Source organism: Rickettsia sp. TH2014 (assembly GCF_019249195.1).
In the GTDB taxonomy this organism is placed as follows: Bacteria; Pseudomonadota; Alphaproteobacteria; order Rickettsiales; family Rickettsiaceae; genus Rickettsia; species Rickettsia felis.
Map to the genome: position 1 here is coordinate 1 of NZ_MXAX01000128.1, position 8,546 is coordinate 8,546.

Sequence of the window (8,546 nt, forward strand, 5' to 3'; positions counted from 1 at the left end):
TCTAAACTGCAATACGGAGGCACGACCTGGTGGTTAAATAATGCTTCATAAGCTTCATTTATTTCAGCATATTTCTGTATTTCTTTTGAAAGTTCTACTTCTTTATTTTGTATAGCTTTCTCTGTACCATGCCATAGCTTACTTGTCAAATTTGACTTGTATTCTGCTAATTGCTTATTTTTGTAACTTTCTCTCTTTTCAACAGTTCCTAAACTTAAAGCTTTTTCAATATCGTCACTTGAATAGCCATTTTGTATTAGCTGCTGAATAATACAACCATGTAAAGAAAGAATACTAGTATCTAGAACTAATTTATTTGTATATTGTCCTTTCGCGCCAGGTATTTCCTGATATAACGCACGATCTGTTGATTCTACTATTTCATAACCACCATTATGTTTGTAACCAACGCCGTCTTCTGTTAAACTTAAGGTTGGCACACGAGTTATTGCATTAGATATTATCTTACCGTTTGTTCCTTCAATATATTTACCGGTAAATTTATCTACACCGTTTTTATCTATAGCAGTACCGTATACAAAACTTCCTACCCCCGAAACAGCCAAATACTCTTCAACCTTAGTCGCTTCATAAGCTTTAGTAAAAAGCTTTATTTGTTCATTACTATCCATAATGCCTTTTGCCCCATAACTAGTACCAAAAACAGCCCCTGTTATTAAAGGTATTTTGCTTAGCCAACTACTAGATGAAATAAACTACTTGTTCCTGCAAGAAAACTGCCTGATGCTAGTTTTGTATAAAAACTATAATCTGCTTTTGCTTTTTCTATTAAAGATAAGTAAGTAATAGGTTTATTACTTCCGAATAAATTACGTACTAATAATGTAAACATAGTTTATCTCCTTGTTTAAGTTACCATGTTTCATGGTTTTTAAATATAACGCAAATGCGCTATATAACAAAGGTAATCAAATGCCAACTTTTATTTAATAACAAGTTAATTAATGTTAATACTTGACATTTTTTAGAAAAAACCATATTTTATGGTAATAGCGATAAAAAAGAGGTAGATATGTCTAAGCACAAAAATTCTAAACATATTAACACTAAAAAACTTGCTTATATAGGGTTAGACCTCGCATATAAAACAGATGATTTAAATGTTTATAATCTAGAAGCATCAAAGGTCAATGAACAATTAGCAGATAGCGGCTGGGGAATACTGACCGCTTCATGTGATTATGTTAGCACTGCTAAATTTGGTTATAAAGCTGTTGCATTTATAAATAAAGAAACTAAAGAAGTTCATATTGCTAGTGCTGGTACAAAATTCAATATATATGATTTACTAGACGACTTACTTATCGCTCTTCATTATTTACCTACTAAACTAACTCCGCTCCAGGAATTTGTTAATGAAGTAATTAACGAATTAGGCGGCTTAAGTAAAGCCACAGAATATATTTTTAATACTAGCGGTCATTCACTTGGAGCAATAACTGCAGATTTAACTTCAGTAGAAATACATTCTCGCAACTTACATTTTAATAAATCTACAACTTTTGACAGCCCTGGCTCAAAACCGATAATTGAAAGAGGCATAGAAAAAAATTTATTTACCGGAAAAGTAACAACTCCAATAGAAGAATTAGCTACCCATTCCAAGATATATAATGCAAAACATAATCTTATTAATATTACTAATAAGCATTTGGGAAAAACAACAATGGTACTTCCTGGTAAAAAAATAGGACTGTCACAATCAGAAGAATGGGCATCATATTTATATAATTTTGCCAAACAAAAAGTTACAAAATACTTAGGAATTAATGGAATAGTCGAAGGCTTTGAGGAAATAATAACCGGAATCAGTAAACATGGACTTGTTAATTTTTCTGATTTGAAACAGAATATTACTTTGATCGTAGATGATTGGGAAGCAGGAACACAAAAATATGCTAAAAATACTCTAAATTTAAAAAATAATTTATATAATCAAATAGTTGAAACTGGAACCGGAGCTAATTTAGTTGGGATATATAATAATTTTCAAAGCTGCAGTCAAGAATACGCTCAGGAAGTCAAAACAACAGGAGATATAAGTGGTTATCATCTAGTATGTTAAATAAAAAAATAACATATATAGTAAATTTATATATGTTATTTCTTATTTAGAGCAACTAAATAGATTTCCGTAGATTCGCTGCGGCTGGATGAAGGTTTAAAATGTTTTACTATCCTAAATTCACGTTTCACTTTATTTAACAATTCGTTTTCTGCACCGCCACGAAAAATTTTAGCAATAAAATGACCGGAGGGTTTTAATACTTTTAAAGCAAATTCAAAAGCTTGCTCACATAAAAGTAAGGTTCTTATATGGTCTGTAGCTTTATGACCTATGGTATTTGATGCCATATCACTCATTACTATATCAGCTTTACCGTCTAAAGCCTGAATAATTAATTCTTCCGTATTTTCTTCAAAAAAATCTTTTTGAAAAAACTCAACTCCGGCAATAGGTTCGATTGCTAACAAATCGATAGAGATTATTTTATTATTTAGGCTATTATCCGAAGCTTTAATAAGCTTGGAAGCTACTTGACTCCACCCCCCAGGAGCTGCTCCTAGATCAACAATTTTCATGTTAGGATTAAAAAGTTTAAATTTTTCATGGATTTCATGTAGTTTATATGCAGCTCTCGACCTAAAGCCTTCTATACGTGCTTTTGCAACATACGGATCGTTTAATTGGCGTCTAAGCCAATTGCTAGAAGAGACGGTACGTTTTTTAGAAGTCTTAACTCTAACGAATTTATTTCTATAACCGCTTAAATTATTTGTCATGAAATTTTATTATTTTCTTGAGCTATTTTGTCTAATATTGAATTCACAAAACCAATCTCATGTTCATTTAACATATCATTTGCTATGTCCGTATATTCGTTGATTGCTACTTTAGCAGGAGTAGTAGAGCAAAATAATAGCTCACATATACTAACCCGCAATAAAGCTCGGAGTAAGATCGGCATATGCGCAGGATCTTTATCATTTATTAAATGATTGTCGATAATTTCGTCTAGTTTATTAATATTTTCAAATACTGACTTTACCAGCATTTTAAAATGACTTATACTTAATGATATTTTTAAATTCTCAGGTACATCTGTTGTAGAATTATTATTTTGATAAAAAGAAAGTACATTTTGCATGATATCATCCATATCGTCGTTATTTTGCAATATGTTTTGATAAATAGCTTGCACTGCTGCAATACGTGCAATCGACTTTTTATTAATTTTATTTGAACTCATAGAGAAAAGAAATTTAAAATTTAATTTTCGTCATTGCGAGTGAGTATTACTTGCGTGGATACCAAATCGTCATTGCGGGCAGCCGTAGGCTGGCGTGGCAATCTCGTCAAATATCCTGAGATTGCTTCGTCAATTACTTCGTAATTTTCTCGCAATGATGTGGAAAGGGATTCCCACAACAATATCACTCACAACAACGAAATGATATCTATAATCTTGCAATTTATACCTTAAAATAATTTATTAGTAAACTTATAAAATTTTTATGTTGTCTATAATCGGATTTATTATAACCATCAGCATCTTGGTATTTATCCATGAATTTGGGCATTATTGTATTGCTAGATATTTTAATGTAAAAGTTGAAGCATTCTCTATAGGTTTCGGCAAAGAACTAATAGGTATTACTGATACAATAGGAGTTAGGTGGAAGATTTGTCTTATACCGCTTGGCGGCTATGTCAAGATTTACGGCTATGATCGCAGCCTTATGGATAAGACTAAAGAAGTTAACGAAAAAGTAGCTTTTTATGCTAAATCTTGTTTAGAACGTTTTTTAATAGTTGCGGCAGGTCCGTTAATTAATTATTTGCTTGCCGTAATAATATTTGCAGGCTTTTATTATTACTTTGGCAAAACAGAGATGCCTCCTATAATAGGTGATGTAGTAGCTTCATCACCAGCAGCGAGAGCAGACTTAAGAGAAGGAGATAAAATTGTTAAGGTTAACGATAAATCTGTTAAAGGTTTTGGGGGCGTACAGAGAGAGATATTAATTAACGGCTTTAGCTCTTCTACTTTAACTATAGAAAGAAAAAGTGAAGAATTTACCGTTAATATAATGCCTCAAGAAATCATTATATCGCCCCCCGAAGAAAAGAAAGTTAAGAAAACTCTTCGCATCGGTATTATAGCTAAAAATGAACCTATGCATACTAAAATAGGAATTTTAGGAGGATTTTGGGAAGCTATTAATACTACTATAGATATGTCTGCTTTAACTCTAAAAGCAATATCGCAAATGATTGTAGGAAAACGTTCATTCGATGAGATAGGAGGACCGGTAGCTATTGCTAAAGAATCAGGAAAATCTATAGCTGGCGGAACCCAAATGTATCTATTATTTATAGCAATGCTTTCCGTTAATTTAGGATTACTTAACTTACTACCTATACCGGTACTTGACGGCGGACATTTGATATTTATACTCTATGAAGCAATTACCGGTAGATTACCGAATCCTAAAACTAAAAATATTTTATTACAATTAGGAGCGGCAATAATAGTTTTGCTTATTACAATCTCTGTTTCTAACGATATACAAAATTTATTTTCCTAAATTATAGATTTGCTTGCTCTCGTTTATATTATCTACTATAGTGGAGTACATTAATTATGTTTAAATGCATTCTTTGTCGTCATTTCGAGGAGACGTTGTTGCATGGTTCAAAAATCGTCATTGCGAGGAAATTACAAAGTAATTGACGAAGCAATCTCAGGAGTTTGTTATTATTTCATGAGATTGTCACGCAGCCTATGGCTACTCGCAATGACGGTTAATATTTAAATCTTAAAGAAGGTTTTAGGTGAAAATCAGATTAATTAGTAAGTTAATAATTTTATTATTAACGGTTTTTTATTATCATATTTCATTAGCCGACTCTGTAATTCGTAAAATAACTATCGAAGGTAACCATAGAGTTGAGCGTTCTACTATTGAGAGCTATTTAAAGCTTAAGGTAGGAGAAACCTATAATAATTCTAAAGAAGATGAAGCAATAAAAAATTTATATGCTACCTCACTTTTTAGAAATATAAATATACATATAACAAATGAGGGTAATTTAATAGTTAACGTTACTGAAACGCCTTTTATAAGTAGCGTGGTATTTAGCGGTAATTCTAAAATCAAAACTAATATGCTCGCTAAAGAAATTTATACAATGTCTGGTGAATCTCTTAGCCAAGCTAAAATCGAATTAGATGTAAAGAAAATATTGGAAATTTATAAGCGTAGCGGACGTTTTGCTACTACAGTAACACCTAAAATCGAAAATTTAGAAAACAATAGAGTTAAGGTTATTTTTGATATAGCAGAAGGGCCAAAAACCGGTATTAAATATATTTATTTTAGCGGTAATGAAAATTATAGTGATTCAGAACTTAAATCCGTTGTTTTAACTAAAGAATCTCGTTGGTTTCGTTTTTTAGAAAGTAACGATACTTACGATCCTGATAGAGTAGAATATGATAAAGAATTACTGAGAGAGTTTTATCAATCTGTAGGTTTTGCAGATTTTAGAGTAATTTCGGCATCGGCAGAACTCAATAATACTAAAGAATATTTCACCCTTACCTATTCCATTGAAGAGGGAGAAAAATATAGCTTCGGTAATGTTACGATAGATAATAAATTAACTAATATAAATATAACACCGCTTAATAAAATTGTTAATATTAAGCGAGGCAAGGTTTTCAATATGAAAACGGTTGATGATATAGCTGAAAAAATCGGAGAATATTTTACAGCAAACGGTTACCCTGCGGTAAATGTTTATCTGGATATAATGAAAAATGCTAATCATACTGCAGATATTAAATTTATTATTGAGAAGGCCGATAAGGTTTATATTAATAAAATTAATATTATTAATAACCTTAAAACCGAAGACCATGTTATAAGAAGAGAATTTAAAACAGAAGAAGGTGACATAATTAATCGTTCATATATTGAAAAAGGCGAGCGTAACCTTAGAAATTTAGATTATTTTGAGAAAGTAGCAATTAGCTTAGCTCCGACTAAAGCTAAAGATAAATATGATGTTAATGTTGAAGTTGATGAAAAATCTACTTCCTCTATAGGTTTTGATTTAGGATATAATACTGCCGGCGGTTTATTTGGACGTTTCTCTTTCTTAGAGCGCAATTTAGTCGGTACCGGTACACTACTTAATGCCGGTGTACAAGTAAGTAAAAACAGTACAAGCTATTACGGCGGTATTACCGAGCCACACTTTTTAGATCGTGATTTATCGCTTGGCGTAAATGCTTTTAGAAACTATACCGGACGCGGTGCTAGTGTATTAAATACAACCGATCAAAGCTATAAGTTACACTCTATAGGGGCTAAAACTTCTCTTGGCTATGAAATTAAAGAAGATTTAGGTCACGAAATAGATTATTTAATTAAACGTGATATTTTAAGTGCACCGAGTCCATCAAGCTCAATATTCTTAAATGAGCAGATGGGAAGATTTATTACTTCTGCTATAGGACATACTATTACTTATGATCAAACCGATAATAACATTGTTCCAAAGAACGGTTATTTAGTAAGCGGTACCCAAGAATTTGCCGGCGTTGGAGGTGATAACAAATATATAAAACATGAAGTTGATGGTAAATATTATAAATCTTTCATACATAACAAACTTACTTTAAAATTATCTGCTTCCGGCGGTGATATTGCAGGGCTTGGAGGAAAAATTATTAGAATTTCCGATCGCTTTAATTTAGGTGATTATAGTTTAAGAGGCTTTGCAAGCGGTGGTGTAGGACCTCGTGAAAAGGTCACTAATGAAGGACTTGGCGGTGAGCGATATTATACATTCTCAACAGAGCTTAATTTCCCAACACCTGTACCTGAAGAGTTTAATTTAACAGGTGCAGTATTTATGGATTTAGGAAGCGTATGGGGAGTAGGTCTAAATAAGAAACAATATCAAACTCCAAACGGTTTTTATAACGATAAATCGCTTAGAGCTTCCGTTGGTTTCGGCTTTATTTGGGTAACACGTTTTGCACCGATCAGAATGGATTGGGGTTTCTCGGTTAAGAAGAAGAAATATGACGATACGCAGCATTTCCATTTAAGATTTTCAACGCATTTATAAAAATGCTTCATTGTCACCTCGTGACTTGTCTGCGTTGTTGCATGGATGCCAAATCGTCATTGCGAGGAGCGAAGCATTGTTCCAATCCAAAAAATAATTAAACAATTCTGATTTACAGAATTTTTGCTGGATTGCTTCGTCTAATTACTACGTAATTCTTCTCGCAATGACGGAAAACCAGTCCACGCGGGCAATACCTCACAGGAATGACATATCTCAGCCTTGCCGATGTAGCTCAGCTGGTAGAGCGGCGCATTCGTAATGCGTAGGTCTGGGGTTCAAATCCCCACATTGGCACCATTTTCTAAATAAAATTATAGTCCTATTTTGTGATAGACAGGTAGAACCTGATACACTAATAATGTGTAGAACGACGCATTCGTGTCATACCGTGATCCCTTCACGGTATCCAGAAAAATAACTTAAAATACTAATAATGATGAAGGTAAAAGAAACGGAAGTGCCTACTAACTTAGAAACAATAAAAAGTTTTGAAAAATTGATTCAAGCTAGATTACCTGAAAAACATAAAGAATGATTATTAAAATATAATGGTAAAATTATAAAATAAGGACATTAGTTATGATAGTTAACGAAGAAGAGTTTAAAAAAACAACCTAATGTGATTAATCTTCCAGAATAGGAAAAATCTTTCTACTATATAATAAATGTAGGGCATTATGAGAATTATGATGAAGCAATGGATTGTATTATCAAAAATTTGAGGGATCCTGAAGAATTATTGCAGACTGCAACCATTCAAGCTTTAGACATTGCGGTTCGTAGATTTAGCAATATTGAAGATAAATTGATATTACCTATCTTATTTAAGAATCTGAGAAGTGAAAGTAAACGAATAAAATATGAAACTATTGATACTTTAGAAACAATCGCCGCTTATATAATTAAGTCAAAAAGAAAAATCTATTTAGAATATATTAAAAATGGCATTGATTTTTTTACTCAAAAAGAGTTGCAGGTATTTACTGATAAAATTTAATAAATAACCTAAAGAATGAAGAAGAAAAAATAGAATTTATTTTAAGTTTCTGCCAAAATTCTTTAGATTATAATGAAGCATTAGAGGTTTGTTTATATTTTTTTTCAAAAAGAAGAAAGTGAAAAAATATATGAGACTTCTTTTCAAGGGCTTAGTTATATAGTAACTAGATTTCAAAAAATAAGTTTCGATATTATATTACCTTTTATAAAAAAAATTTTTAACTTCAAAGAAAGGAGTTATCCATATTGATGTTAAAGAACTTTTAGTTAACATAGCAATTATGATACCTGAATTAAGAAAAAAGTAATACCTTATTTAAAAAAAAGCAAAATCACTGTAGAAGTCAAGATTTAATCTTACAGACATTATAAAAATTAT

At 31.7% G+C, this 8,546-nt stretch carries 7 protein-coding genes, 1 tRNA gene and 1 pseudogene; 6 read left to right on the plus strand and 3 right to left on the minus strand.

Annotated elements, in window-relative coordinates:
- Positions 1-853, minus strand: a pseudogene (locus tag KYQ89_RS02465) (hypothetical protein); the annotation flags it as partial.
- A 180-nt stretch (positions 854-1,033) separates the two neighbouring features.
- Here KYQ89_RS02465 and KYQ89_RS02475 point away from each other — a divergent pair.
- Positions 1,034-2,086: a hypothetical protein gene (locus KYQ89_RS02475; protein WP_218460263.1), complete on the plus strand. Its 1,053-nt coding sequence runs from the start codon at positions 1,034-1,036 to the stop codon at positions 2,084-2,086.
- Between the two features lie 35 nt (positions 2,087-2,121).
- Here the strand turns inward: KYQ89_RS02475 and KYQ89_RS02480 are convergent, their stop codons facing one another.
- Both KYQ89_RS02480 and nusB read right to left on the minus strand, forming a co-directional pair.
- Positions 2,122-2,805 (minus strand): RlmE family RNA methyltransferase, encoded by a 684-nt coding sequence (locus KYQ89_RS02480; RefSeq protein WP_218460264.1) that lies wholly within the window; start codon positions 2,803-2,805, stop codon positions 2,122-2,124.
- Positions 2,802-3,272, minus strand: coding sequence for a transcription antitermination factor NusB (gene nusB, locus KYQ89_RS02485; RefSeq protein ID WP_218460265.1), 471 nt, complete (start codon positions 3,270-3,272; stop codon positions 2,802-2,804). Before nusB ends, KYQ89_RS02480 begins: the two co-directional genes overlap by 4 nt.
- A gap of 265 nt (positions 3,273-3,537) precedes the next feature.
- On the opposite strand from nusB, the gene rseP reads away from it, so the two are divergent.
- From rseP to KYQ89_RS02510, 5 genes are all read left to right on the plus strand, one after another.
- A complete protein-coding gene (rseP, locus tag KYQ89_RS02490) occupies positions 3,538-4,611 on the plus strand; it encodes an RIP metalloprotease RseP (protein ID WP_218460266.1) in 1,074 nt (357 codons plus the stop codon).
- Positions 4,612-4,713: 102 nt separating this feature from the next.
- The gene (locus KYQ89_RS02495) at positions 4,714-4,839 is read left to right on the plus strand and encodes an RND transporter (RefSeq protein WP_218460267.1); all 126 of its coding nucleotides are present in this window, start codon (positions 4,714-4,716) and stop codon (positions 4,837-4,839) included.
- A 19-nt stretch (positions 4,840-4,858) separates the two neighbouring features.
- Positions 4,859-7,165 carry an outer membrane protein assembly factor BamA gene (gene bamA, locus KYQ89_RS02500; RefSeq protein ID WP_218460268.1) on the plus strand — a complete coding sequence of 769 codons (2,307 nt, stop codon included), beginning with the start codon at positions 4,859-4,861 and terminating at the stop codon, positions 7,163-7,165.
- Positions 7,166-7,389: 224 nt separating this feature from the next.
- A tRNA-Thr gene (locus KYQ89_RS02505) sits at positions 7,390-7,465 on the plus strand.
- Between the two features lie 400 nt (positions 7,466-7,865).
- Positions 7,866-8,165 carry a hypothetical protein gene (locus KYQ89_RS02510; protein WP_218460269.1) on the plus strand — a complete coding sequence of 100 codons (300 nt, stop codon included), beginning with the start codon at positions 7,866-7,868 and terminating at the stop codon, positions 8,163-8,165.
- Positions 8,166-8,546: the final 381 nt, after the last annotated feature.

What these genes read in the sequence shown, in the direction of transcription:
- KYQ89_RS02475 (WP_218460263.1), top strand. Translation starts at nt 1,034, where the DNA reads ATGTCTAAGCACAAAAATTCTAAACATATTAACACTAAAAAACTTGCT.
- KYQ89_RS02480 (WP_218460264.1), bottom strand. Translation starts at nt 2,805, where the DNA reads ATGACAAATAATTTAAGCGGTTATAGAAATAAATTCGTTAGAGTTAAG.
- nusB (WP_218460265.1), bottom strand. Translation starts at nt 3,272, where the DNA reads ATGAGTTCAAATAAAATTAATAAAAAGTCGATTGCACGTATTGCAGCA.
- rseP (WP_218460266.1), top strand. Translation starts at nt 3,538, where the DNA reads ATGTTGTCTATAATCGGATTTATTATAACCATCAGCATCTTGGTATTT.
- KYQ89_RS02495 (WP_218460267.1), top strand. Translation starts at nt 4,714, where the DNA reads ATGGTTCAAAAATCGTCATTGCGAGGAAATTACAAAGTAATTGACGAA.
- KYQ89_RS02510 (WP_218460269.1), top strand. Translation starts at nt 7,866, where the DNA reads ATGGATTGTATTATCAAAAATTTGAGGGATCCTGAAGAATTATTGCAG.